This window comes from Klebsiella sp. RCJ4, from assembly GCF_009025755.1.
Lineage (GTDB): Bacteria > Pseudomonadota > Gammaproteobacteria > Enterobacterales > Enterobacteriaceae > Klebsiella > Klebsiella michiganensis.
Genome location: NZ_WCIN01000049.1, coordinates 1 through 25,057 on the forward strand (window position 1 = coordinate 1; position 25,057 = coordinate 25,057).

At 60.1% G+C, this 25,057-nt stretch carries 18 protein-coding genes; 12 read left to right on the forward strand and 6 right to left on the reverse strand.

Features of this window, described 5'->3' with window-relative positions; genetic code table 11:
• On the forward strand, positions 1-2,094 hold a 2,094-nt coding region (locus tag F8562_RS28455; protein WP_151891958.1), incomplete at its 5' end, for a glycosyl hydrolase family 18 protein.
• A gap of 543 nt (positions 2,095-2,637) precedes the next feature.
• On the opposite strand, the gene entS is transcribed toward F8562_RS28455, so the two are convergent.
• Positions 2,638-3,879: an enterobactin transporter EntS gene (gene entS / locus F8562_RS28465; RefSeq protein WP_014228354.1), complete on the reverse strand. Its 1,242-nt coding sequence runs from the start codon at positions 3,877-3,879 to the stop codon at positions 2,638-2,640.
• A gap of 112 nt (positions 3,880-3,991) precedes the next feature.
• On the opposite strand from entS, the gene fepD reads away from it, so the two are divergent.
• The 3 genes from fepD to fepC are packed head-to-tail and all read left to right on the forward strand — an operon-like array spanning position 3,992 to position 6,779.
• Positions 3,992-4,999: a Fe(3+)-siderophore ABC transporter permease gene (fepD, locus tag F8562_RS28470; protein ID WP_014228353.1), complete on the forward strand. Its 1,008-nt coding sequence runs from the start codon at positions 3,992-3,994 to the stop codon at positions 4,997-4,999.
• Complete coding sequence (gene fepG / locus F8562_RS28475; protein ID WP_009653197.1) at positions 4,996-5,988, forward strand: iron-enterobactin ABC transporter permease; 993 nt, start codon at positions 4,996-4,998, stop codon at positions 5,986-5,988. The genes fepD and fepG overlap by 4 nt, the downstream gene beginning before the upstream one ends.
• On the forward strand, positions 5,985-6,779 hold the full coding sequence (gene fepC / locus F8562_RS28480; RefSeq protein ID WP_014837773.1) for an iron-enterobactin ABC transporter ATP-binding protein: 795 nt from the start codon (positions 5,985-5,987) through the stop codon (positions 6,777-6,779). Before fepG ends, fepC begins: the two co-directional genes overlap by 4 nt.
• 223 nt (positions 6,780-7,002) lie before the next feature.
• Here fepC and entF read toward each other — a convergent pair whose 3' ends face one another.
• Genes entF through fes form a run of 3 tightly spaced genes read right to left on the reverse strand, consistent with a single transcriptional unit; the run spans position 7,003 to position 12,325 of the window.
• The gene (gene entF, locus F8562_RS28485; protein ID WP_014837772.1) at positions 7,003-10,884 is read right to left on the reverse strand and encodes an enterobactin non-ribosomal peptide synthetase EntF; all 3,882 of its coding nucleotides are present in this window, start codon (positions 10,882-10,884) and stop codon (positions 7,003-7,005) included.
• A 10-nt stretch (positions 10,885-10,894) separates the two neighbouring features.
• Positions 10,895-11,098 carry an MbtH family protein gene (locus F8562_RS28490; protein ID WP_014837771.1) on the reverse strand — a complete coding sequence of 68 codons (204 nt, stop codon included), beginning with the start codon at positions 11,096-11,098 and terminating at the stop codon, positions 10,895-10,897.
• 27 nt (positions 11,099-11,125) lie between these two features.
• Positions 11,126-12,325 carry an enterochelin esterase gene (gene fes, locus F8562_RS28495; RefSeq protein ID WP_014837770.1) on the reverse strand — a complete coding sequence of 400 codons (1,200 nt, stop codon included), beginning with the start codon at positions 12,323-12,325 and terminating at the stop codon, positions 11,126-11,128.
• Between the two features lie 272 nt (positions 12,326-12,597).
• On the opposite strand from fes, the gene F8562_RS28500 reads away from it, so the two are divergent.
• Entirely contained in the window at positions 12,598-14,847 is a 2,250-nt protein-coding gene (locus F8562_RS28500) for a TonB-dependent siderophore receptor (RefSeq protein WP_014837769.1), read from the forward strand.
• A 68-nt stretch (positions 14,848-14,915) separates the two neighbouring features.
• Positions 14,916-15,539, forward strand: coding sequence for an enterobactin synthase subunit EntD (gene entD, locus F8562_RS28505; protein WP_089046431.1), 624 nt, complete (start codon positions 14,916-14,918; stop codon positions 15,537-15,539).
• A 55-nt stretch (positions 15,540-15,594) separates the two neighbouring features.
• Here entD and F8562_RS28510 read toward each other — a convergent pair whose 3' ends face one another.
• Positions 15,595-16,530, reverse strand: a complete 936-nt coding sequence (locus tag F8562_RS28510; protein WP_014837767.1) for a transketolase family protein — start codon at positions 16,528-16,530, stop codon at positions 15,595-15,597.
• Positions 16,523-17,353, reverse strand: a complete 831-nt coding sequence (locus F8562_RS28515; protein WP_151891959.1) for a transketolase — start codon at positions 17,351-17,353, stop codon at positions 16,523-16,525. Before F8562_RS28515 ends, F8562_RS28510 begins: the two co-directional genes overlap by 8 nt.
• Positions 17,354-17,717: 364 nt before the next feature.
• Here F8562_RS28515 and F8562_RS28520 point away from each other — a divergent pair, with 364 nt between their 5' ends.
• The 6 genes from F8562_RS28520 to F8562_RS28545 all read left to right on the forward strand — a co-directional run bounded on the left by F8562_RS28520 (position 17,718) and on the right by F8562_RS28545 (position 25,050).
• On the forward strand, positions 17,718-18,668 hold the full coding sequence (locus F8562_RS28520; RefSeq protein WP_004848649.1) for a sugar-binding transcriptional regulator: 951 nt from the start codon (positions 17,718-17,720) through the stop codon (positions 18,666-18,668).
• A gap of 362 nt (positions 18,669-19,030) precedes the next feature.
• Positions 19,031-20,551, forward strand: coding sequence for an FGGY family carbohydrate kinase (locus F8562_RS28525; RefSeq protein WP_014837766.1), 1,521 nt, complete (start codon positions 19,031-19,033; stop codon positions 20,549-20,551).
• A 280-nt stretch (positions 20,552-20,831) separates the two neighbouring features.
• Positions 20,832-21,767 (forward strand): D-ribose ABC transporter substrate-binding protein, encoded by a 936-nt coding sequence (locus F8562_RS28530; protein WP_004130307.1) that lies wholly within the window; start codon positions 20,832-20,834, stop codon positions 21,765-21,767.
• A gap of 43 nt (positions 21,768-21,810) precedes the next feature.
• A complete protein-coding gene (locus tag F8562_RS28535) occupies positions 21,811-22,431 on the forward strand; it encodes a DUF2291 family protein (protein WP_014837765.1) in 621 nt (206 codons plus the stop codon).
• A gap of 1 nt (position 22,432) precedes the next feature.
• Positions 22,433-23,977 carry a sugar ABC transporter ATP-binding protein gene (locus F8562_RS28540; RefSeq protein ID WP_014228343.1) on the forward strand — a complete coding sequence of 515 codons (1,545 nt, stop codon included), beginning with the start codon at positions 22,433-22,435 and terminating at the stop codon, positions 23,975-23,977.
• Positions 23,978-23,994: 17 nt separating this feature from the next.
• Positions 23,995-25,050 carry an ABC transporter permease gene (locus tag F8562_RS28545; RefSeq protein WP_004848640.1) on the forward strand — a complete coding sequence of 352 codons (1,056 nt, stop codon included), beginning with the start codon at positions 23,995-23,997 and terminating at the stop codon, positions 25,048-25,050.
• Positions 25,051-25,057 lie beyond the last annotated feature (7 nt).

A 25,057-nucleotide genomic window follows, 5' to 3' on the forward strand; every position in this document is an offset into this window, starting at 1 on the left:
GGCGATACGCTGACCGAAACCAGCAACGCCGCAGACGGCTTTAACCCGGCAACAGAAGTGAGCGCATACAGCTATACCTCCGCTCGCGTCGCTAAACCGGTCTATAACAAATACAAAGCTTCCACCACCAAACCCAAAGTCTTCGGCTACTACACCGACTGGTCACAGTACGATGGTCGTCTGCAGGGCGATGATTCAAAAGATAACCGCGGTCGCGGCTACGACCTGGCCAACGTTTCTCCTACCGCCTACGACAAAATCATCGTCGGTTTCGTCGGCGTGACCGGCTTCCACAAAGTAGACAACCTGTGGCGCGACGTGGTTGCCGAAGGTGCCGATCAGTGCGGAAAAGTGAAGTACGAGCCCACCTTCCTCGACCCGTGGGGCGACTTCCAGTCTTACGTTAACGTTGGCCATACCGTCAGCGGCTGGGATGTCGATCCGAAGACCGTGACCCAGAGTAATACTAAGGGCCTGCTCGGCGGCCTGCGCGATCTGCAGGCCAAAGCGAAGCAGCAGGGCCACGACCTGGTGCTGTCCATGAGCATCGGCGGCTGGAGTATGAGTAACGGTTTCCATGAAACCGCCGCGTCTGACGCCTCGCGTAAGGTCTTTGCCAAAGGCGTGGTAAAACTATTCAAGCAGTTCCCGATGTTCAGCGAAGTGGACATTGACTGGGAATATCCGAACGCCGAAGGCGCTGGCAACCCGTACGGCCCGGAAGACGGCGAGAACTACGCCCTGCTGATTGGCGAACTGCGTAAGCAGCTGGACGCCGCAGGCCTGAGCAACGTCAAAATCTCCATTGCCAGCTCCGCAGTGGTCAAGACGCTCGGCTACTCCAACGTCAATGCGCTGCTGAAAGCGGGCCTTTACGGTATCAACGTCATGACCTATGACTTCTTCGGTACCCCGTGGGCGGAGAGCGTGACCCACCACACCAACCTGAAGGCGCTGGAAGAAGGCGGCTGGGGGGTGGATACCGTTGTCGGCCATCTGCTGTCCGAAGGCTTCCCGGCAGAGCGCATCAACATTGGTTACGCTGCCTACACCCGTAACGAGCGCAACGCGGAGCTGGAATCCCTGTCCCCGCTGAAAGGCACCTATAACCCGGGCACCGGTACCACCGTCGGCTCCTTCGAATCGGGTACCACCGAATGGTACGACATCATTTATAACTACCTGGATCTGGAAAACCAGAAAGGCCGTAACGGCTTCAACGTCTACACCGACAAGGTTGCCGACGCGGACTACCTCTACAACCCTGACAGCAAACTGTTCATGTCCCTGGATACGCCGCGCACGGTGAAAGCCAAGGGCGAATACGCCGCCAGCCTCGGCCTGGGCGCGCTGTTCACCTGGACAATCGACCAGGACAACGGCGTGCTGGTTAACGCCGCCCGTGAAGGTCTGGGCTATGAAATGGCGTCTGAAGTTATCGATATGGAGCCGTTCTATTTCGAAGGCATCAACGTCGACCCGGCGGATACACCGGATGAACCGGAGGAAGAGGAGGAGGATACCGTCCAGCCTGAACCGTCGGTAAACCATGCGCCGAAAGCCGCTATCGAACTGATGGTGGTAGGCGGCTCCCGCGTGCGCCTTTCCGGCGAAAAATCTTCTGATGAAGATAACGACGAGTTGACCTTTAGCTGGGGCGTGCCCGCGGCGATCAACGTCGCCGATAAAACCGCGGCGGTCATTGAGTTCGATGTGCCGAAAGTGGCTGAGGATACCGAGTACACCTTCACCCTGTTCGTGCGCGATACCTGGGGTGAACCGTCAACGCAGCAGCGCTTTGTGCTCTCCGTCGTCGCCGCGACTCAGACCGATGATACCGAGGACGAGCCGGCTGACGACCAGGATCGCACCGATGATACGCCTCAACCGGCAGATGATGATGTTGTTCCTTCTGACGAAACCACGCCTTACCCGCTGTGGAATGCCAGCACCGTCTATGGTAGCAACTGGGGCAGCTTTGAAATCGTGAGCTGGAAAGGCCATAACTACCAGGTGAAATGGTGGTCTCAGGGCAACCAGCCGGATCTGAACTGCGGTCAGTTCCAGGTCTGGAGCGATCTCGGCGCGTACTAAGCGTAAATCGTCACTGACGAGTGATAGCCAGCCCCGGAGCAATCCGGGGCTTTTTATTATCGCTCTTTTCGGTTTTCCCGGTGGCGCTACCGGGCAACTGCAGGTCGGTAGCCTGGGTTGCGCCGGGATAAATACATCGGTGCCGCTTCTTCCCGGCTCGCGCTGCGCTTACCCGGGCTACGAGTCTACCGCCTTCTGCGGGCCGGTAGCCCGGGTCAGGCGTTTACGCCGCAACCGGGAATGTACGGGGATAAATACATCGATGCGGCTTCTTCCCGGGTTGCGCTGCGCTTACCCGGGCTACGGGTCCTGACGAGTGATAGCCAGCCCCGGAGCAATCCGGGGCTTTTTATTATCGCTCTTTTCGGTTTTCCCGGTGGCGCTACCGGGCAACTGCAGGTCGGTAGCCTGGGTTGCGCCGGGATAAATACATCGGTGCGGTCTCTTCCCGGCTGCGCTTACCCGGGCCAGGAGTCCACCGCCGTCTGCGGGCCGGTAGCCAGGACAGGCGCAGCGCGCCGCCTCCGGGAAAACCCGGCTCAATTAATTTTCGCTCGCCGTCTCCGGGCGCTGAAAGCGGCGCAGCTCGCGTAGCAGCCCCACCAGCACCACGCCCACAATGACCAGCGCCCAGCCGCTGGCGCTCGCCGAAGCGGCCGGCGTCAGAATCGCGCCCAGGCCGCCGAGCAGCGCCGCGCCTATCGCATCGCCGGTCACGTTCTGCGCGGTCCACAGTCCGTTGATACGCCCAAGCATATTTTCCGGGGTTTGCGTCTGAATCAGCGTATATTGCAGCAGCGAGCTTATCGCACTCAGCCAGCCAAACAGCGCCAGGCACAGGGCGCCCAGCGCCCACACCGGCATCAGGCTGAACAGCGCAATTGCCACAAAGGAGCCAACGGTGGTCGCCAGCATCAGCACGCCGGGCCTCGCCGTCTGCGCCAGCTGTCCGCTGGTCAACGCCCCGAACGCCGCGCCCAGAGGGATCGCGGCGTACAGCAGGCCAATCTGCGACGTCGACATCTGCCAGCTCCCGGCCAGCGCCGGATAGAGCACGCGCACCGCGCTGGCCATGGTCAGCAGGCCGCCAAGCAGCGCAATGCCGCCGATAAGCGGGCTGTTAAACAGAAACTTCAGTCCCGCGTACAGCGATTTTAGCGGATGCTCGCGCGGCTGCGGCGGCGGCGCCAGCCGCGGCAAACGCAGCAGCGTCAGCGTCGTAATAAAGGTACCTGCCGCCGCCAGGCCGTAGTTCCAGGCCACGCCGCCGGTTGCCAGCAGCAGGCCGCCGATCATCGGCGAAATCACCGAGCCCAGCCGCACCGTCAGCATGGTGATCGCCCCGGCCTGCATCAGGTTTTCCCGGCCAACCAGCGCCGGAGTCGCCGCCAGCAGCGCGGTCACGCCGATTGAGGCGAACAGGCCGTCCCAGATCCCCAACAGATAGATAGCGATGAGCGACGGCTCCGGCAGCATGGCGTTGAGACACAGGCCGACGAAGCCAATCCCGCAGGTGCCGCGCGCCAGCAGGATCAGACGTTTACGCTCATAGCGGTCGGCAAGCACGCCGCCGATCATCAGACCGACAAACATCGACCCGCCGGTTAAGGTCACCGACAGCCCCACTTGCCAGGTGGAATGGGTCATCAGCTGGATTTGTACCGGGATCGCCACGCCCAGCAGGCCAAGCGACAGGATCGAGATAAAGCGGGCGATAAAGACGGCGCGAAAGGCCGGGTGGGTTTTCAGCAAACTGAGATTCAGCAGCCAGGATTGTCGGTTCATGACAGCGCCTTGTTATTATTTTCCATACCATTTTTATGGGTGCACATGCTAACATAACCGGATAGAATCGATAACGATAATTACTATCATTATCATGTCAGGGATGTAAGCCATGTCGTCTTCCACGACCGCGGCGCGCGCCTTTGCCGTGCCGGGTCTTTTAATCGTTTTAATCATCGCCGTTGCGCTCAGCCTGCTGGTCGGCGCCAAACCCCTGCCGTTTAGCGTCGTCATTGATGCCTTCACCGGCACCTGCCAGAGCGCCGATTGCACCATCGTCCTTGATGCACGACTGCCGCGAACCCTCGCCGGGCTGCTGGCCGGCGCCGCGCTGGGTCTGGCCGGGGCGCTGATGCAAACGCTGACCCGCAACCCGCTGGCGGACCCGGGGATCCTCGGCGTCAACTCCGGCGCCAGCTTCGCTATCGTGCTGGGCGCGGCGCTGTTTGGTCTCTCCTCGCCGCAGGAGCAGCTGCTGATGGCCTTTTGCGGCGCGTTCGGCGCCTCGCTGCTGGTAGCCTTTACCGGCAGCCAGGGCGGCGGCCAGCTGAGCCCGGTTCGCCTGACCCTCGCGGGGGTCGCCCTGGCGGCGGTGCTGGAAGGGCTTTCCAGCGGTATCGCCCTGCTTAACCCTGACGTCTACGACCAGCTGCGCTTCTGGCAGGCGGGCTCGCTGGATGTGCGCACCCTGCAAACACTGAAAATCGTGCTGATCCCGGTACTCATTGCCGGCCTGGTGACGCTGCTGCTGAGCCGGGCCTTAAACAGCCTGAGCCTCGGCAACGATACGGCCACCGCGCTCGGTAGCCGGGTCGCGCGTACTCAGCTTATTGGTCTGCTGGCGATTACCGTCCTGTGCGGCAGCGCCACGGCGGTGGTCGGGCCCATCGCCTTTATCGGCCTGATGATGCCGCATATGGCCCGCTGGCTGGTGGGCGCGGATCATCGCTGGTCGCTGCCGGTGACCCTGCTGGCGACCCCTGCCCTGCTGCTGTTTGCCGACGTGCTGGGGCGCCTGCTGGTGCCCGGTGAACTGCGGGTTTCGGTGGTCAGCGCCTTTATCGGCGCGCCGGTGCTGATCTGGCTGGTACGCCGCCAGCCGCGCGGAGGTGGCATGTGATTGCGCCTTCTCGTCGCCTGATTTTTAGCTGCCTGCTGCTGCTGGTCGCCAGCGCGCTGGTCTCCCTGTGGGGGCTGGGCACCGGCCTGGTGCCATTGAGCGTTGAGCAGGTTATCTCGGCGCTGCTCGGCGATGCGCCGCGCAACGTCGCCATGGTGGTGACCGAGTGGCGCCTGCCCCGCGTGCTGATGGCGCTGCTGATTGGCGCCGCCCTCGGCGTCAGCGGCGCGATTTTCCAGTCGCTGACCCGCAACCCGCTGGGGAGCCCGGACGTGATGGGGTTTAACACCGGAGCCTGGAGCGGCGTGCTGGTAGCGATGGTGATGTTTGGCCAGAACCTGGCGGCCATCGCCATGGCGGCCATGGCTGGCGGGATCCTTACCGCGCTGGCGGTCTGGCTGCTGGCGTGGCGCAACGGGATTGAAACCTTTCGCCTGATTATTATCGGCATCGGCGTGCGCGCTATGCTGGTGGCATTCAATACCTGGCTGCTGCTGCGCGCTTCGCTGGAAACCGCCCTCTCCGCCGGGCTGTGGTATGCCGGTTCGCTTAACGGTTTGACCTGGGGAAAAACCTGGCCCTCGGCGCCGCTGATTCTGCTAATGCTGGTCTGCGGGGCGCTGCTGGCGCGGCGCATGCGGCTGCTGGAGATGGGTGACGATACCGCCTGCGCCCTGGGCGTGCGGGTTGAGCGCTCGCGGCTGCTGCTGATGCTGGTCGGGGTGGTGCTGACCGCCGCCGCTACCGCACTCGCCGGGCCGATTTCGTTTATCGCCCTGGTGGCGCCGCATATCGCGCGCCGCCTCAGCGGCACCGCGCGCTGGGGGCTGGCCCAGGCGGCGCTGTGCGGCGCCCTGCTGCTGGCGCTATCTGACTACTGCGCGCAGCGTCTGTTTATGCCCTATCAGTTACCGGTGGGCGTGGTGACCGTCAGCCTTGGCGGCATCTACCTTATCGGGTTGTTAATTCAGGAGTCCCGCAAAAAATGACCGCTGTAACCTCCCGTTTGCGCGGCGACCAGCTGACCCTGGCGTACGGCAAAAAAACCATCGCCGAATCGCTGAGCGTCACCATTCCCGACGGCCACTTCACCGCCATTATTGGCCCTAACGGCTGCGGTAAATCGACGCTGCTGCGCACCCTGAGCCGCCTGATGACCCCGACATCCGGTCATGTGTATCTCGACGGCGAGCAGATCCAGCGTTACGCCAGTAAAGAGGTGGCGAAGCGGATCGGCCTGCTGGCGCAGAACGCCACTACGCCGGGAGATATTACGGTTCAGGAGCTGGTGGCCCGCGGGCGCTATCCGCACCAGCCGCTGTTTACCCGCTGGCGCAAAGAGGATGAAGAGGCGGTCAGCAGGGCGATGAAGGCCACCGGCATTACCGACCTGGCGCTGCAAAGCGTCGATACGCTCTCCGGCGGCCAGCGCCAGCGGGCGTGGATCGCCATGGTGCTGGCCCAGGAGACGGCGATTATGCTGCTCGATGAGCCCACCACCTGGCTGGATATCAGCCATCAGATCGACCTGCTTGAGCTGCTAAGCGAGCTGAATCAGGAGAAGGGCTATACCCTGGCGGCGGTGCTGCACGATCTGAACCAGGCCTGCCGCTACGCGACCCATTTGATCGCCCTGCGCGACGGCAAAATCGTCGCCGAGGGCGCGCCGAAGGAGATTGTCAACGCGGCGCTGATCGAGGAAATTTACGGCCTGCGCTGTACGATCATTGACGATCCGGTGGCGCATACGCCGCTGGTAGTGCCGCTGGGTCGCAAGTAGAGATTCCCGGCTCGCGCTGCGCTTAGCCGGGCTACAGGTTCATCGCCATCTGCGGGCCGGTAGTCCGGACAGCCGTGTCAGGTGCCGCCTCCGGTAAATGAGCCGGGCTGATACATTGGCGCTAATGCTTCCCGGCTCGCGCTGCGCTTAGCCGGGCTACCCAATCTGGCACAAACGGTAGCCCGGGTAAGGCGTTAGCCGCAACCCGGGAGTTCATCTGCCCCTAACCTAATATCTCCCTGAGCACCGGGCCGATCGCTTCAAAGGCCTGCGGAGAGATAATATCCACGTGGGCGCAATCCTGGCTGAACACCTCCAGCTCGCCGACCCACGGCCCCCACACCACCTGCGGGTCCATCCCCGGCTGACGGTTTTTCTCCGCCACGAACAGCGTCGCCTTACCGTCAAACTTCGCGCTGTGCGCGGTGGTCAGCAGGCGCACCGCATCGGCATAGTTGCCTTCGATAACGCTGAACAGCTCGCCGGAAGCCTGCCCCTGCTGGGCGGCCAGAAACGCCTCGCGTTCACGGGCGATCTCCGCCAGCACCTCAGGATCCAGACCGTTCGCCTCTTTCTCCGCCCAGTTCTGCGTCTCCGGCGGCCAGGTATCGAGCAGCCCGAGGAAGGCCACCGCTTCGCCGCGCTGGCGTAACCGGGCGGCAATCCCCTGCGCCAGGGTACCGCCGAGCGAATAGCCCAGCAGATAATAGGGGCCGTGAGGCTGCTGCGTCAGCAGGGTGTGGAGATGATGTTCACACACCGCATCCAGATCCGCCGCCGTGGCCATCGGTCCCTGCGGTCGCGGCGACTGAATGCCGACGATCGACCAGCGCGGGCTTAAATAACGCGCCAGCACGCTGAACTGCCAGGCAAAACCGGAAGCAGGATGGAAGCAAAATAGCGTCGGGCCGTCGCTCTCGCGCAGCGGCAGGAGAGCGTCGAAGCCCAGCCGTTGCGCCTGCTCATCGCTGAGGTCCGATGCCAGCAGCGCGCTCAGCTTGCCGACGGTAGACGCGACCATCACCTGCCCCGGCGTCACCTGCCTCTCCAGCTCGCGGCCGAGCGTCGCCGCAAGGCGCATCGCCAGCAACGAATGGCCGCCGAGGGCGAAGAAATCGGCGTCGATATCGTTCACCTCGCAGCCGAGCAGCTGGCTAAAGGCCGCGGCGACGGTGGTTTCCACGCCAGGCTCCGGCGGACGGCCACTGCGCTCACCGCTCAACGTGGGTAACGGCAGCGCTTTACGATCCAGCTTGCCGTTAGCGCTCAGCGGCAGCGCCGGCAGCTGTATCAGCACCACCGGCACCATATGCGGCGGCAGCTGTTCGCCAAGCCGCGCTTTGAGTGCGGCGGCGTCCAGCGGCAGGCCGGATTCAGAAACCAGATAGCCCACCAGCTGACGGGCATCGCCGCCGGTTGCCGCCGCCTGATTGAAGACGCAGGCGTGAGCCACCGCCTGCGCAACGTCCGGCAGCGCGGACATCGCGCGGTCAATCTCGCCCAGCTCAATCCGCTGACCGCGAATTTTTAGCTGGTCGTCGCTGCGCCCGAGATACTCGACGGCGCCGTTATCCAGCCAGCGGGCAACGTCCCCGGTGCGGTACATGCGCTCGCCCGGCGCGTAAGGGTCGGCAATAAAGCGGCTGGCTGTCAAATCGGGGCGCCCCAGATAGCCCTGCGCCAGCTGAATGCCGGTCAGGTAGAGATCCCCCGCCACGCCCGGCGGCACCGGGCACATGGCGGCATCAAGAATGCGCAGCCCGGTATTCCACACCGGCCAGCCAATCGGCACGCTGGTGCCGCTTACCGCCGCCAGTTCGGGGCCGCAGGCCGGATACCAGCTGACGTCCACCGCGGCTTCCGTCGGGCCATACAGGTTATGCAGCGGCGCGCCGGTCAGCTGCTCCCATTCCCGACACAGCGCCGTCGGCAGCGCTTCGCCGCTGCAAAATACCCGGCGCAGGGTTTGGCAGGCGCCGACGTTCTCCGCCTCCAACGAGGCAACGAACGCCGCCAACATCGACGGCACAAAGTGGGTGGTGGTGACGCCATAGCGGGCAAAGAACCGCTGCATCGCCAGCGGATCGCGATGGGCTTCCGGCTCGGCCATCACCAGCTGCGCACCGGCGATAAATGGCCACCAGAACTCCCAGACCGACACATCAAAGCTGCACGGCGTTTTCTGCGCCACGACGTCGTCAGCGCGGAGCGGATAGTGGTCCTGCATCCACAGCAGGCGGTTGACGATGGCGGTTTGCCCGACCATCACCCCTTTCGGTCGCCCGGTAGAGCCGGAGGTAAAGATGATATAGGCAGTATGCTCCGGCCGTGAGAGCGCCAGCGGCGCGGCATCCGACGCCGCCAGCGGCTGCTGGTAGCACAGGCTTTCCAGGCCGGGAATATCGCTAAAGCGCGCCCGCTGATCTTCAGAGGTAATCAGCAGCGACGGCCGGGCGTCTTCCAGCATCATCCGCAGACGATCGTCGGGATAGCCGGTATCCAGCGGCAGCCACGCGGCGCCGGCCTCAACAATACCGTGCAGCGCCAGCGTCAGGAATACCGAACGCGGCAGCGCGACCGCGACGCTATCGCCCGGCTTGACGCCCCGCGCGCGAAGCTGTTCAGCCAGCGCCACCACCTGCTGGCGCATCTCGCGGTAGCTAAACTGCCAGCGGCCGTCCGCCAGCGCAGGGGCATTCGGGGTTTTCGCCGCCTGCTCCGCTACCAGCGCGCTCAGGGTGGTGAGCGGCAGGTCGACAGCGGTCGCGTTGACCTGCCGCAGCTGTTCCGTTTCCGCCGCCGACAGCATATTCGCCTCGCCGCAGCGCAGGGTCGGATTATCGGCAAACTGGGCCAGCAGCGCGGAGAGTCGGGAGATATGGTTACGCAGCGTCCGTTCCTCGTATCGCTGCTTATTCGCCAGCACCTCCAGCGACAGCCCCCCGGCTTCATCCGGGAAGAGCGCCAGCTCCAGGTCATTGACCGGGCCGGTGGCCAGGGTGTGGGTAATGGCCTCCACGCCGTCGATATCCAGCTGATAGTCGAAGACTTTAATATTGAGCACCGGGCCAAACAGCGGTTCATCGCCCGCCGCTCTGCCGCTGTCGCGCACAATCTGTTCGGCGTCATAGCGCTGATGGCGGCGCATTTTCTTCAGCTGCCCGGCAAGACGCGTGGCCAGCTCCGGCAGCGTTTCCCCGGCGTCAATAGTGACCGCCAGCGGCAGAACGTTGAGCACCGGGCCGGTAGCGGTGAGCGCCGCAGAGCCCATGCGGCGCATAAAAATAAAGCCCGCGGCGTAGTCCGTTCGGCTGCACAGCCGTCCCAGCCACAGGGCGGTCAGCGCCAGCGCCAGATCGGCTCGCTGGCACTGCGGCGCGCCTGCCGCCAGCCGGCTAAAGACCCCGGCATCCACCTCCAGCTTCATGCGCCAGATATCGCTGCTGGTCGCCCTTCCCGCCAGCGGCGCGTCCGACAGCGAGGCCGGTGCCGGCAGCGCCTGACGCTGCGCCTGCCAGAACTGTTTGTCGCGCTGCCAGGCGTCGCTGCCGTAGTAGCGCTGATACTCTTCCACCACCTCGGCAAACGGCGTAAACGGGGAATCAGGCGTCGCTTCGCCGCGCTGCCAGGCGCGGTAGATCGCGGCGATCTGGCGGGTAATCGCCGGGAAGCTGAAGCCATCGACCAGCAAATGGTGGTAACGCTGATACCAGTACCAGCGGTTATCGCCCACCCGCAGCAGCTGATGGCAGACCAGCGGATTGCCGCCGTCCACCCGCAGGTTTTGTCCGAGATCGGCCTGCATCAGCGCCAGCGCGGCCGCGTGCGGGTCGCTCGCGGCACGCAGATCCCGGTAATCCGGTTCGGCAAACGCGCGATGTTCATCGACCCACTGCCAGGCTTCGCCGTTATCTTCGCAAAAACGCATGCTGAGGGTGTCGGCCTGCGACAGCCCGGTGACAATGGCCCGGCCGAGCAGTATCGGGTCGATATCACCGCGCAGCTCGACATAGTGGGCGACGCTCCAGGCGCCGGGCAGCGTCGAGAGGCGCTCCGCCATCCAGATCCCCGGCTGCGCCGCAACCAGCGGTAAACGTGTGGTCATCGTGGGCTCCTCAGGATGCATGGTGGGCGGGGGTCAAGGTAAACCAGTTTGCCGCCAGCCAGTCATTGCACGCCGCTAACGACTGCGGCGGGCACTCCACCGACCAGCCTTCCGGCAGCGCGCAGGAGTGCGGCCACAGGCTGAACTGCTGCTGGCCATTGCGCAGGATGTAAAACTGCCCTTGCGGATTGTCGAAGGGGTTACTGAATTGCATGTCTAATTCCTCGTAAAGCGCGCGTTGTTACTCATCACGGCATAAAGGCTGCCACAGCTGGATAAGCCCGGCTGTCAGCCCGCCGCGCCAGCACAGCGCATCATGCCCGCCGTCAACCTGACGCCAGAAAATCGTCTGCTGTTCCAGATGCGCGAGCAGCGCCTGGTTGGCGCGAAAAATGATCGGCTCGCGAATACCGGCTTCCAGCCAGATACGTAGCCCTTGCGGATGTAATTCGCCGCGGCTCAGGCGGTCAATCAGCAGGCCCGTCTGCGCGCCGCCGCGATGCGGCCACCAGTAAGAGCCGGACTGGCTGAGCACGCAGCCAAAGCGCTGGGGCCAGTAGAGCGCGGCGAACATCGAAGCCAGGCCGCCAAAGCTCTGACCCGCCACCACCGTGCGATCGGCGCGATCGCTGAAAGGCGCCAGCCGGTGAACCATTGGCAGCAGTTCTTCCTGAACCGCCAGCCAGAACGCCTCATTGCAGGGAAGCTCCGCGGCCCTGTGCGGATTATCAATCGCGTCAATCAGCAGATAAACCGCCGGCGGGAGCCGTTTTTCGCGGGTTAAGCCCGCCAGCGGCGCCCATACCGGCATGCTTTCGGCCCAGAACTGGCCATCCAGCAGGATCGCCAGCGGGCGCGCCTGCGGCTGCGCGTCGCCGGTGGCGTAAACCCATATCCGTCGCCGGTTGCCGAGTCGCTGGCTCTGCCATTCAATGCAGACCGGAGGCGGGTAAGGTTCATCACGCAGCGCCCAGCCGGGCTGTTCGGGGGCGTGCGGCAGCTCCAGCGCGGAGACCGCGTGGCCGCGCCCGCCCTTCCAGCTTTGCGGATTGAGCGGGTCGGCAATCGCCTGCGGCAGCAGCCTGCGCCAGCCTTCGCGCAGCAGCGCGCGGTCCGGGCCGTCACCGTTAAAAAGCTGGGGGGAAAAGTCGTCGTCGCGGGCGGAAGGAATAAAGCAATAGCTGCCGCGCCAGGTCGGAGAAAGCGTGGTTTGCCAGCACCAGGCATCGGTACCGGGAATGCGCCGCAGGGTTTGCGGTACGGCGTTTTTATGATGGTCAGTCACGCCGGTGATATAAATCCACACCCGCCGGGTTGCCGAAGACGTTTCGTTGCCCGCCGGATCGCGCCACCAGAAGGTTACCCGATACGCGTCGTCCACGGCCTCTATTTGCGGACCGGAGATATTGCGCCACCAGTCGTCGCATCCTGTCTTATGCATTCCTTTTCAACCCTATGTTTATCGTGACATTTATCAACAAACGCATTAATAAACGCAATATTTATTGATAATATTATTGATAACTATTTTCATTTGCAATAGCGTATTAGCGCGCTGTGGGAAGCGCGTCTTTCAAAATTAAACATGTCTGAGAGGGCTCATTTAGTCCGCGACGGAGCGCCCTTTGCCCTCTACCGGCAACATTGATACCGCCTCCCCTCCCGACGGGAAGGGGCCTTTGGGGAAGGTGGCGACAAAAAGCAGGAATTACAATGAATAACAGGATCAAATCCCTGGCCTTGCTGGTCAATCTGGGAATCTACGGGGCTGCGTTTCCGCTGAGCGCGGCGGAAACCGCCTCCGATAGCAAAACCGCAACCGCTGATGAAACCATGGTCGTCACCGCCGCCGAGCAGAACCTGCAGGCGCCCGGCGTTTCAACCATTACCGCAGATGAAATTCGTAAACGCCCGCCAGCGCGCGACGTGTCGGAAATTATCCGTACCATGCCCGGCGTTAACCTGACCGGCAACTCCACCAGCGGCCAGCGCGGCAACAATCGCCAGATTGATATTCGCGGCATGGGCCCGGAAAACACCCTGATCCTGATTGACGGCAAGCCCGTGACCAGCCGCAACTCCGTGCGTCTGGGCTGGCGCGGCGAGCGCGATACCCGCGGCGATACTTCATGGGTACCGCCGGAGCTGATCGAACGTATTGAAGTCATTCGCGGCCCGGCGGCCGCGCGCTACGGCAACGGCGCGGCGGGCGGCGTGGTCAATATCATTACCAAGAAAAGCGACGGTGAATGGCATGGTTCATGGAACACCTACATGAACGCCCCGGAGCATAAAGAAGAAGGCTCGACCAAACGCACCAACTTTAGCCTCAGCGGCCCGCTGGGCGGCGATTTCAGCTTCCGCCTGCTGGGCAACCTCGATAAAACGCAGGCCGATGCCTGGGATATCAACGACGGGCATCAGTCAGAGCGTACCGGCGCGTACGCTAATACCATGCCTGCCGGGCGTGAAGGGGTTAAAAATAAGAACATTAACGGCGTCGTGCGCTGGGATTTCGCCCCGATGCAGTCGCTGGAGTTTGAATCCGGCTACAGCCGTCAGGGCAACCTCTACGCGGGCGATACGCAGAACACCAATACCAACGATCTGGTAAAAGAGAACTACGGAAAAGAAACGAACCGCCTCTATCGCCAGACTTACTCCGTCACCTGGAACGGCGGCTGGGATAACGGCGTGACCACCAGCAACTGGGCCCAGTACGAACGTACCCGCAACTCGCGTAAAGGCGAAGGTCTGGCGGGCGGTACGGAAGGTATCTTCAACAGCAACCAGTTCAGCGATATCGACCTCGCCGACGTGATGCTGCACAGCGAAGTTAACATCCCGCTGGATCTGGTGTTTAACCAGAACCTGACGCTGGGCTCCGAGTGGAATCAGCAGCGGATGAAGGATTTGGCGTCAAATACCCAGACCTTTATGGGCGGCGATATCGACGGCTATGACAGCACCGGCCGTAGCCCATACTCGAAGGCCGAGATCTTCTCCCTGTTTGCCGAAGACAACGTGGAGCTGACCGACACCACCATGCTGACGCCGGCGCTGCGTTTCGATCATCACACGATCGTCGGCAACAACTGGAGCCCGTCGCTCAACCTGTCTCAGGGTTTGTGGGATGACTTCACGTTGAAAATGGGCATCGCCCGCGCCTATAAAGCGCCGAGCCTGTACCAAACCAACCCGAACTATATTCTCTATAGCAAAGGCCAGGGCTGCTACGCCAGCGGCACCGGTACCGGTTGCTACATGATGGGTAACGATGACCTGAAAGCCGAAACCAGCATCAACAAAGAGATTGGCCTTGAGTTTAAACGCGACGGCTGGCTGGCGGGGGTGACCTGGTTCCGCAACGACTACCGCGATAAAATCGAAGCCGGCTACGCGCCGATTGCGCACACTTCGAAAGGTAACGTCAATACCGATATCTATCAGTGGGAAAACGTGCCGAAAGCGGTGGTTGAAGGTCTGGAAGGCACCCTGAACGTGCCGGTCAGCGAAACGGTGAACTGGACCAATAACATCACTTATATGCTGCAAAGTAAAAACAAGGAAACCGGCGATCGTCTGTCGATTATTCCGGAATATACCCTGAACTCCACTCTGAGCTGGCAGATTCAGGAGGATATTTCGGTGCAATCGACCTTCACCTGGTACGGCAAGCAGCAGCCGAAGAAATATAACTACAAAGGTGAGCCCGCGGTGGGTTCTGAAACGGATGAAGTCAGCCCATACAGCATCGTTGGCCTGAGCGCCACCTGGGATGTGACCAAAAACGTCAGCCTAACCGGCGGCGTGGATAACGTCTTCGACAAGCGCCACTGGCGCGCGGGGAATGCGCAAACCACCGGTAGCCTGACCGATGTTTCTTATATGGCTGGCGCGGGCGCCAACACCTATAACGAATCTGGCAGAACCTGGTATCTGGGCGTCAATACCCACTTCTGATTGTCTGGCCGTTCCCCCCGCCCTCTTGCCATAGAGGGCGGCGGGGAGAATCTGTTAACATCCCCCCTATGCAAACCCAACGTTCTATCATTCAGCTTGCCGATCGCTCGCTGCAGCGTGTCGATTTCGACCCATTGACCTTTCGGCCTGAAGATCTCCTCTGGCTGCCTCATCATGCCCGGCTAAGCGGCTGCGCCCGCAAGCGGCAGAGCGAACATCTTGCCGGGCGTATCGCCGCGGTTTATGCGCTGCGGGAGGTCGGTGAGACAGAGATCCCTGCCATTGGCGACCAACGCCAGCCCCTGTGGCCCGCGCCGTGGTACGGCAGCATCAGCCACTGCGAACGCAGCGCGCTGGCGGTTGTCTCCGCCGGGCCGGTCGGCGTTGATATTGAACGCATCCTGTCTCCCGCCCTCGCGGCCGAGCTGGAAAGCAGCATCGTCAATAGCGCGGAAAAAAGCCTGCTGGACGCCAGCGGCCTGCCGTCGGCGCTGGCGCTGACGCTGGCGTTTTCGGCAAAAGAGAGCGCATTTAAGGCCAGCCCGCCCGAAATACAGAACTGCGTGGGTTTCAGCGATTTTGAGGTGACGTATATAAAGGAAGGAAATCTGCTTCTTCGGCTCTCCGCCGGGGAGTATCGGCTGCAATGGATTGAGGCCGGTGACTACGTCATCACGCTCTGCGCAGCGTAAAAAACAAAACCCGCGCGGCAGACCGCGCGGGTTATCGGTTTACGGCGCCGTAAAATCAGCGCATTTTCTGCGCCAGCTCGGCGACGGAAGCGGCATCGAAGCCGTGGTGTTTGCGCAGCCAGCCGCGGTCCGCCGCCGCCGCATACTCGCCATCCGGGATCCCCAGACGTTTGAGCGGGATTCCCGCGCCGGCTTCGGCCAGCACTTCCGCCACCAGGCTCCCCAATCCGCCGTTGACGTTATGCTCCTCCACCGTTATTACCGCTTTGCACGGCTTCAGGGCCGCCAGCAGCGCGGCGGTATCGCAAGGGCGAATGGACGGCACGCTCACCACTTTGGCCTGAATCCCCGCGTCGGCCAGCCTCTGCGCGGCATCGACGATTTCATGCACCGTCGAGCCGGTGGCCACCAGCGCGATATCCTCGCCTTCCCGCAGGGTGATGACCGCCCCCGGCACAAAGCGATAGCTTTCATCGTGCAGCTCCGGCAGCGCCTTGCCGTCGAGGCGAATATAGACCGGCCCCTGATAGCCGATGGCGTAATCGATAATCTGCCGACATTCGCGCGGCGAAGACGGAGCGAAAATCTGGATATTACCGAAGCCGCGCATCACCGCCAGATCGTCAATCGCGTGATGGGTGCTGGCCAGCGGGCCGTAGCTGGCGCCGGCGTTAAGGCCAAATAGCTTAACGTTGGTGTTGTTATAGCAAACGTCGACTTTAATCTGCTCATTGGCGCGGGAAATCAGGAACGGCGCGGCGTTACAGGTGACCGCCACTTTGCCCCCCAGCGCCAGACCCGCCGCCGTCCCGACCATGCTCTGCTCGGCGATACCCACGTTCACCAGACGCCCGGGGAACTGTTTAATAAACGGCGCGATTTTGGCCGTTGACGTGGAGTCCGCCACCACCGGCACCAGATCGACGCCGCGGTCGACCGCATCAATAAAGGCCTGAACCATCACGCTCGCCAGGTGTTCTGCATTACTCATCTTTCAGTTCCTCCAGTGCCAGTGCAATTTCTTCGCCTTTCGGTACCCGGTGGTGCCACTCCGGGCGCCCCTGGATAAAGGAAATACCGGCACCTTTCGTGGTGTTGGCGATAACGACGTTCGGTTTACCTTCCTGCTTCAGCCCTTCCAGGGTCGCCACTACCGATGCCATGTCGTTGCCCTGGCATTCGGTGACCGTCATCCCGAAGGCCTTCCATTTGTCGGCCAGCGGATCGGTATTCATGATTTCGCGCGTCGGACCCGCCAGCTGGAGATTGTTCTTGTCATTAATAATGATCAGATTATCAAGGCCGTAGTGCGCCGCGGCCAGCGCCGCTTCCCAGTTGCTGCCTTCCGCCAGCTCGCCATCGCCGGTAATTAAAAAAATGCGGCGGGAGCTGTTGCTTTTTTGCGCAGCCAGCGCCAGCCCCACCGCAACAGGCAAACCGTGGCCCAGCGCGCCGGTGTTAAGCTCAATCCCCGGCGTTTTCTGGCGCACCGGGTGACCCGGAAGATGGGAGTTCGCATGCTGATAGGTTTCCAGCCACTCAACCGGAAAGAAGCCCGCCTCGGCCAGCACGCAGTAGTAGCAGCCCACCGCATGGCCTTTCGACTGGATGTAGATATCGCGCTGGTCGTCAGCAAGACGCTCCGGCGCGACGTTCAGAATACGGAAATAGAGCGCGGTGAGCAGTTCAACCTGCGACAGGTCGGCGCCGGTGTGCCCGCCCGCAGGGCTGTTGGCGTTCAATCTGACGATATGGCGACGTACGGCGCGGGCTTTACGCTCAAGGGCCTGGACATCATAGCTATAGGGATTCATTTAATACCTCTGAATTTATTTTCAACTTGGAATATTTATTCCGTCAGGGACTAAAAAAACCAGACATCCCCAGGCAACGCATCGTAAGGCTTACGCCGCTGCATCATACTCAGGAACATTCTGCCTCCTTACCACCGGGCGTGACGTCACCCGGGCACTTTTCAGTTGACCTGAAATCGCCATGAATATATATTCACTAACGACTCTTTATTCAATTATGCGGCTACTGTTCTGTTTTTGTCCATAGCTGATTTTGAGGATTGGCGAAAGTTAGATATCCATCACACTTAACTGTCTTTTCTTTTCGCGTATGATAATGAGCTCTAACATAATGGCTGCACGTAAATGATTTTCGGGGAAATATATGGCTAAGCAGGATGAACAACGGCTATTAGTTAAGATTGCCACGCTCTACTATCTTGAAGGACGAAAGCAGTCCGATATCGCTCAACTTCTCTCGCTTTCTCAGTCATTTATCTCCCGAGCGATCGCCCGCTGCCAAAAAGAAGGCGTGGTCAAAATCAGCGTTGTTCAGCCATCGAATATTTTCCTCAATCTTGAAAAAGGCCTCGAGGATCGCTACGGAATTAAACAGGCCATCGTCGTGGATACCGAAGAGGACGCCAGCGATCACACCATCAAGCGCGCCATTGGATCCGCCGCGGCCCACTATCTGGAAACGCGATTGCGGCCGAAAGATCTGATTGGCGTCTCGTCGTGGAGTTCGACTATCCGCGCAATGGTTGATGAGGTTCACGCGCAAAACCTGAAGGCCAACGGCGTGATTCAACTGCTCGGCGGCGTGGGTCCTAACGGTAACGTGCAGGCGACCATCCTGACCCAGACCCTGGCGCAGCGTCTGAACTGTGAAGCCTGGCTGCTCCCTTCCCAGAGCATCGAAGGTTCTACGGAGGAGAAAAATCGCCTCGTGGCCAGCAAAGATGTCGCCGATGTGATTGCGCGCTTCGACGAAGTCGATATCGCCATCGTCGGGATTGGCATCCTTGAACCTTCGCAGCTGCTCAAAACGTCCGGTAACTACTATCACGAAGATATGCTGCAGGTGCTGGCGGAACGCGGCGCCGTGGGTGACATTTGCCTGCACTACTACGATAAAAACGGCAAGGCGGTGTTACGCGATGATGAAGATCCTGTGATCGGCATGGCGCTGGAGAAAGTGAAGAAGTGCCCTAACGTGGTGGCCCTTGCCGGCGGCAGCGAGAAGGTGGCGGCTATCAAAGGCGCGCTTTCAGGCGGTTATATCGATGTTCTGATCACCGATTATCCAACGGCCAGGCTGCTTATCGCCGGGTAATTTCCTCACTCAAACACTTTCCCACAGCCTTTACGCTTTCCTTCAGGCGTAAAGGCTTCGCCAATAATTTTTTATATTTCAATCGTATATAACCAGCCAACCGCGCTCTTTTCCCCCGACATCCAGAAGCTTCACCAAACGGATAAGTGTGATTGCCAGCACAATTGATAACTTTTCCTGTAGCCCGACGGGAAGTTTCTGGCTAAGGTAACAAATAAATAATCACTATCGAATATATATTCAGTGATTAAAAAAGTGAAAACGAATTGTCACATCATGGCCTGCTAAGAAGCAATGCGATAAAGAGGAATGCCGACTTCCCCCTCCGCGCCAGGACGAAGTGTGACTCAGGAGACTACCTAATGCAGGCAACACGTAAAGAGTTCATCATTGCGCTGGACGAAGGCACCACCAATGCCAAAGCCGTCGTACTCGATAGCCGCGGCCAGGTCGTGGTGAAATTCTCTCAGCCGCTGGCGATCCAGACGCCGCGTGAAGGCTGGGTCGAGCAGTCGGGAGAAGTCCTGGTTGACGCTTCGCTGGCGGTTATCGCGCAAGCGGTAGCGCACGTTGGCGCAGAAAACGTCGCGGCATTAGCCATCAGTAACCAGCGCGAGACCGCGATCGGCTGGTATCGCCAGAGCGGTAAGCCAATCAACGCCGCGATCACCTGGCAGTGCAGCCGCAGCGCCGCGTTTTGCGATGAACTGCGCCACAGCGATAAAGAGCGGCAAATCAAGGCTGTGACCGGCCTGCCGATTGCGCCTCTGTTTTCGGCCTCGAAAATGCGCTGGCTGCTGGAATCTCTTCCTGAGGGGCGCGCGCTGGCTGAGCGCGGAGAAATCTGCCTCGGCACTATCGACAGCTGGCTGCTGTGGAACTTAACCCAGGGCGAGGCGTTCTACTGCGATTACTCCAATGCCGCGCGTACCCAGCTGCTGAACCTGCAAACCGGCCAGTGGGATGACAACATGCTGGCGCTGTTCCAGATCCCGCGCGCCGCGCTGCCGGAGATCAAGCCCTCCAGCGGATTGTTTGGCTATACCCGGGGGTTGAACGCTATCCCTGACGGTATTCCGGTGATGGCGATGGTCGGGGATTCCCACGCCGCGCTGTTTGGCCACGCGCTGGGCGAACTCGGCTGCGTGAAAGCCACCTACGGTACGGGGTCATCGGTGATGGCGCCGGTAAAATCCGCACAGTGCGATATCGACGCGCTGGCCACCACCATCGCCTGGCACGACGGCGACAGCATCACCTACGGACTCGAAGGTAATATTCCGCATACCGGCGATGCCGTGGCGTGGATGGCGGACAGCACCGGCCTGAGCGAACTTTCCGATGCCGAACTGGCGCATGAACTCAACACCCTGCCCGCCTCCGTGGACTCCACGCTGGGCGTCTATTTTGTGCCGGCGTTAACCGGCCTGGGTGCCCCGTGGTGGGATGACAGCGCCCGCGGCGTGATTTGTGGCCTGAGCCGCGGCGTCAAGCGCGCCCATCTGATTCGCGCCGCGCTGGAATCCATTACCTATCAAATCGCCGATGTCGTGGTAGCGATGCGCCAGCAGGACGACTTCCACTTAACGGCGCTGATGGTCGACGGCGGCCCAACCAGGAACGACTGGCTAATGCAGTATCAGGCTGACCTGCTCGGCTGTCCGGTGATGCGCAGCGACGTTGCCGAGCTGTCGGCGATTGGCGCGGCCCTGCTCGCGCGCAAAGCCCTGAATCCCGGATCGGTGACCGACCTGAACGCGTTTTTAACCGAACACAGCGAATTTATCCCCGATATGGCCCGCCACCAGCGCCTGCAGAAAAGATGGCAGGAGTGGCGCCATGCGGTGAACAGAACATTATGGAAACCGGCAACGTCCGCCTGACGCCCACCAGGGAATCGAACGCGTGACGCACCTTAGAGCCTATCCCAGTAGGCGTTATTGGCGCAGGCAGTTTGAACACGGACAGCGCGGAAGAACCGGAGCGTACACGTAGTACGTGAGGGTTTTGAGCACTGCCCTGGTTCAAAATGGCCAGTAAAATAGCCCTAATGGACAGGCTCTTAATCATCAACAAAAGGAGAACCCCGGCCCATAAACTCGATTTACAGGCCTTACGTTGTTTCACCGTACCCGACAATAACAACCAAGAGAGAAAATTGTCATGAAATTACGTTTAACGCTTTTAACCGCTGCTACCCTGACCGCCTTTTCTTTCGCTGCCCAGGCGGCAGAAAAAGGCACCATCATGATCATGGTTAACTCGCTGGATAACCCCTATTACGCCTCTGAAGCCAAGGGCGCCAGCGAGAAAGCTAAAGAGCTGGGCTACCAGACCACCATTTTGTCGCATGGTGAAGATGTCAAAAAACAGAATGAGCTGATCGATACCGCCATCGGTAAAAAAGTTCAGGGCATTATTCTGGATAACGCCGACTCCACCGCCAGCGTCGCCGCCATTGAAAAAGCGAAGAAAGCGGGTATTCCGGTGGTTTTAATTAACCGCGAAATTCCTGTCGATGATATCGCGCTGGAGCAAATTACCCATAATAACTTCCAGGCCGGTTCTGAAGTCGCCAACGTATTTGTCGAGAAAATGGCGGAGAAAGGCAAATATGCCGAACTGACCTGTAACCTTGCGGATAATAACTGCGTGACCCGCTCTAAATCTTTCCACCAGGTGATTGACCAGTACCCGGATATGGTCAGCGTCGCTAAGCAGGACGCGAAAGGCACCTTAATCGACGGCAAGCGCATTATGGACAGTATTCTGCAGGCGCACCCCGACGTGAAAGGCGTGATTTGCGGCAACGGTCCTGTGGCCCTCGGCGCCATTGCCGCGCTGAAAGCCGCGAACCGTAACGATGTGGTGGTGGTCGGTATCGATGGCAGCAACGATGAGCGCGACGCGGTAAAAGCCGGCACCCTGCAGGCCACCGTGATGCTTCAGGCGCAGGCCATCGCCGCTCAGGGGGTGACCGACCTCGATAACTACCTGCAAAAAGGTGAAAAACCGGCCAAGCAGCGCGTGATGTTCCGCGGCATTCTGATTACTCAGGACAATGCAGACAAAGTGCAGGACTTCAATATCAAATCCTGATTTCGGGTTGTTGCGCCCCGTCCGGGGCGCACAGGAGCGTATTATGTATAAAAAAATCTCGCTGACGCTGGTTATTCTTGCGCTCGGGGGCTGTCGTATTGTCTCTCAGCAGGAGCTGGCCGATCTTAAATCTCCGCCCAACCCGCATATGGCGGATATCGATCGGACATGGCAAGACCAGCTGGTTCCCCAGGTTGTGGCTAAAGCCCGCCCCGTTGCCGAGCTGATGACCGCCCTGCGCGCGGCGAAAGATATCGATAGCGCCTGCAAAACCTTAGGCTATCGCGCTCAGGACGAAAACCCCTGCGTGTTTTACGTCAAAGTCGAAGGCAATATCAGTAAAATTGATTCCGCTTCGCGCAGCGGAAAAATGACGATTGAGGATATCAGCGGCGGCAACGTGGTGGTGCAAATTGGCCCAACGCTGCGCGGCACATTATTACGCGACGGCTATCAGGGCGCCAGCTATCAGGACTTTAACGATCAGGTGCTGTTTGGCGAATATAGCCGGGCGATTAACGAACATGCGGTCAAGATGATCCAGACGGCGCAGGTGAAAACCGGCGAAGCGGTACAGGTGTACGGCGTGTTCTCGGCCTGGGATATTCCGCAGACCGTGCCTGATATTACGCCAGCCAAAATTGTTCGTTTGGGAGGGCAATAACATGCAGCGGCAAGAACTCGTCAATTCCCAACCAGTCGACTCTGAAGTTATTATCGAAACTCGCGAATTATCTCGCGTTTATCCGGGCGTTGTCGCCTTAGATAGCGTGAATTACCGGGTCTATCGAAATAAAGTAAACGTTCTGATCGGTGAAAATGGTGCGGGTAAATCCACCATGATGAAAATGCTTGCTGGCGTTGAAACACCCTCTTCCGGTCAAATTATTCTTGATGGCGCCCCGGTGACCCTTAGCTCAACGCACCAGGCTGAAAAGCAGGGAATCAGCATCATTTTTCAGGAATTAAATTTATTCCCGAATATGAACGTCATGGATAATATTTTTATGGCTAACGAATTCTTTCAAAAAGGGAAGATTAACGAAAAATATCAATATGAGTTAGCCAAATCATTACTGGAAAGACTGGAGCTGAATGTCGATCCCTACACCCAGCTTGGCGAATTAGGCATTGGCCATCAGCAGCTGGTGGAAATTGCGCGCGCGCTTTCTAAGGACACCCGGGTATTAATTATGGATGAACCCACTTCCGCGCTCAGCCAGTCGGAAGTCAAAATCCTGTTTAACGTGATCGAACAGCTTAAACGCCGCGGCGTCACCATTATCTATATTTCCCACCGTCTGGAAGAGCTGATGGAAATTGGCGACCACATCACTATTTTCCGCGACGGGCGCTTTATCAGCGAGCGCGAGGTCAGCGACGCCAGTATTCCGTGGATTATCGAACAGATGGTCGGCGATAAGAAAAAACATTTCGACTACCGGCCGGCGCCGAAAGGCGAAGCGGTCCTTGCCGTTGAAGGCCTGACGGCGCTGCACCCCAGCGGCGGCTATAAGCTCAACGATGTGACCTTTACCTTAAGTAAGGGAGAAGTGATCGGCATCTACGGCCTGCTCGGCGCCGGACGCACGGAGCTGTTTAAAGGTCTGGTCGGCCTGATGCCCTGCCAGAGCGGTAACGTCCATCTCAACGGCGAAAATATCGAAAAGGCCCCGTTCCAGGCGCGGCTGAAAAAAGGGCTGGCGCTGGTGCCTGAAGACCGTCAGGGCGAAGGCGTGGTGCAGATGATGTCGATTCAATCGAATATGACCTTATCCGATTTCAGCCTGCAGGGATTTCGCCGGGCGTGGAAATGGCTGAATCCGCAGAAAGAAATCGCCTGCGTCAAAGAGATGATTCGCGAACTGGCAATCAAGGTGAGCGACCCCGATCTGCCTGTCACCTCGCTCAGCGGCGGCAACCAACAAAAGGTGGTGCTCGGCAAGGCGTTGATGACGAAGCCGGAAGTGGTGTTTCTCGATGAGCCCACTCGCGGTATCGACGTCGGCGCGAAAACCGACGTTTATCATCTGATCGGCAAAATGGCCCAGCAGGGTCTGGCAGTGATGTTCTCTTCATCGGAGCTGGATGAAGTGATGGCGCTGGCGGATCGCATCCTGGTCATGGCCGACGGTCGGATTACCGCCGATTTACCGCGTCATGCGGTGACCCGCGAAAAATTAATCGCGGCTTCAACACCTCAAGATTAATCAGGCTGGAACCCATCATGAACCAGAAATATATGATTTATATGTACCTGCTGAAGGCCAGAACGTTCATCGCTCTGCTGCTGGTTATCGCGTTCTTCAGCGTGATGGTACCGAATTTCCTGACCACATCTAACCTGCTGATTATGACCCAGCACGTGGCCATCACCGGCCTGCTGGCCATCGGCATGACGCTGGTTATCCTGACGGGCGGTATCGACCTCTCCGTCGGCGCCGTGGCCGGCATCTGCGGCATGGTGGCCGGGGCGCTGTTAACCAACGGCCTGCCCTTATGGAACGGCAGCGTTATCTTCTTCAACGTACCGGAAGTTATCCTCTGCGTGGCGCTCTTCGGCGTGCTGGTTGGCTTCGTTAACGGCGCGGTCATCACCCGCTTCGGCGTCGCGCCCTTTATCTGCACCCTGGGCATGATGTATGTCGCCAGAGGCTCGGCGCTGCTGTTCAACGACGGCAGCACCTACCCCAACCTCAACGGCATGGAAGCGCTGGGCAACACCGGTTTCTCCACCCTGGGATCCGGGACGCTGTTGGGCATCTATCTGCCAATCTGGCTGATGATCGGCTTCCTGCTGCTGGGCTACTGGCTGACCACCAAAACCCCGCTGGGCCGCTATATCTACGCTATCGGCGGTAACGAATCCGCCGCACGCCTGGCCGGCGTGCCTATCGTCAAGGCAAAAATCTTCGTTTACGCCTTCTCCGGCCTGTGCTCAGCGTTCGTCGGCCTTATCGTCGCCTCGCAGCTGCAAACCGCGCACCCGATGACCGGCAATATGTTCGAAATGGACGCCATTGGCGCCACCGTGCTCGGCGGAACCGCGCTGGCGGGCGGTCGCGGCCGGGTGACCGGGTCAATCATTGGCGCGTTCGTCATCGTCTTCCTCGCCGACGGCATGGTGATGATGGGGGTCAGCGATTTCTGGCAGATGGTCATTAAGGGGGTGGTTATCGTCACCGCCGTCGTCGTCGACCAGTTCCAGCAGAAACTGCAGAACAAAGTCATCCTGATGCGCCGCCATGAGGAGAAGCTGGCGGCGGCAGGCGCCACCAGTTAATCACCTA

Coding starts and splice junctions, on each gene's coding strand:
- entS (WP_014228354.1), bottom strand. CDS start 3,879: ATGAACCGACAATCCTGGCTGCTGAATCTCAGTTTGCTGAAAACCCAC.
- fepD (WP_014228353.1), top strand. CDS start 3,992: ATGTCGTCTTCCACGACCGCGGCGCGCGCCTTTGCCGTGCCGGGTCTT.
- fepC (WP_014837773.1), top strand. CDS start 5,985: ATGACCGCTGTAACCTCCCGTTTGCGCGGCGACCAGCTGACCCTGGCG.
- entF (WP_014837772.1), bottom strand. CDS start 10,884: ATGACCACACGTTTACCGCTGGTTGCGGCGCAGCCGGGGATCTGGATG.
- F8562_RS28490 (WP_014837771.1), bottom strand. CDS start 11,098: ATGCAATTCAGTAACCCCTTCGACAATCCGCAAGGGCAGTTTTACATC.
- fes (WP_014837770.1), bottom strand. CDS start 12,325: ATGCATAAGACAGGATGCGACGACTGGTGGCGCAATATCTCCGGTCCG.
- F8562_RS28500 (WP_014837769.1), top strand. CDS start 12,598: ATGAATAACAGGATCAAATCCCTGGCCTTGCTGGTCAATCTGGGAATC.
- entD (WP_089046431.1), top strand. CDS start 14,916: ATGCAAACCCAACGTTCTATCATTCAGCTTGCCGATCGCTCGCTGCAG.
- F8562_RS28510 (WP_014837767.1), bottom strand. CDS start 16,530: ATGAGTAATGCAGAACACCTGGCGAGCGTGATGGTTCAGGCCTTTATT.
- F8562_RS28515 (WP_151891959.1), bottom strand. CDS start 17,353: ATGAATCCCTATAGCTATGATGTCCAGGCCCTTGAGCGTAAAGCCCGC.
- F8562_RS28520 (WP_004848649.1), top strand. CDS start 17,718: ATGGCTAAGCAGGATGAACAACGGCTATTAGTTAAGATTGCCACGCTC.
- F8562_RS28525 (WP_014837766.1), top strand. CDS start 19,031: ATGCAGGCAACACGTAAAGAGTTCATCATTGCGCTGGACGAAGGCACC.
- F8562_RS28530 (WP_004130307.1), top strand. CDS start 20,832: ATGAAATTACGTTTAACGCTTTTAACCGCTGCTACCCTGACCGCCTTT.
- F8562_RS28535 (WP_014837765.1), top strand. CDS start 21,811: ATGTATAAAAAAATCTCGCTGACGCTGGTTATTCTTGCGCTCGGGGGC.
- F8562_RS28540 (WP_014228343.1), top strand. CDS start 22,433: ATGCAGCGGCAAGAACTCGTCAATTCCCAACCAGTCGACTCTGAAGTT.
- F8562_RS28545 (WP_004848640.1), top strand. CDS start 23,995: ATGAACCAGAAATATATGATTTATATGTACCTGCTGAAGGCCAGAACG.